This window comes from Streptomyces sp. bgisy027, assembly GCF_057710365.1.
The window spans coordinates 1-652 of sequence record NZ_JBYIVZ010000151.1 but is presented as its reverse complement, the minus strand read 5'-3'; the positions used below and the strand labels follow the sequence as shown (position 1 = coordinate 652).

Below are 652 nucleotides of genomic sequence, written 5' to 3'. Positions count from 1 at the left end.
AACACAGTGGACGCGAGCAACTGAGGACAAGCCCTCGGCCTATTAGTACCGGTCACCTCCACACGTTACCGTGCTTCCAGATCCGGCCTATCAACCCAGTCGTCTACTGGGAGCCTTACCCCATCAAGTGGGTGGGAGTCCTCATCTCGAAGCAGGCTTCCCGCTTAGATGCTTTCAGCGGTTATCCCTCCCGAACGTAGCCAACCAGCCATGCCCTTGGCAGAACAACTGGCACACCAGAGGTTCGTCCGTCCCGGTCCTCTCGTACTAGGGACAGCCCTTCTCAAGACTCCTACGCGCGCAGCGGATAGGGACCGAACTGTCTCACGACGTTCTAAACCCAGCTCGCGTACCGCTTTAATGGGCGAACAGCCCAACCCTTGGGACCGACTCCAGCCCCAGGATGCGACGAGCCGACATCGAGGTGCCAAACCATCCCGTCGATATGGACTCTTGGGGAAGATCAGCCTGTTATCCCCGGGGTACCTTTTATCCGTTGAGCGACGGCGCTTCCACAAGCCACCGCCGGATCACTAGTCCCGACTTTCGTCCCTGCTCGACCCGTCGGTCTCACAGTCAAGCTCCCTTGTGCACTTACACTCAACACCTGATTGCCAACCAGGCTGAGGGAACCTTTGGGCGCCTCCGTTAC

General features: G+C 58.7%; 1 rRNA gene. It reads right to left on the bottom strand.

The annotated features are described in order from the left end of the window. Nucleotides 1–22: 22 nt before the first annotated feature. A 23S ribosomal RNA gene (locus AC3ETA_RS47825) occupies nucleotides 23–652 on the bottom strand; the annotation flags it as partial.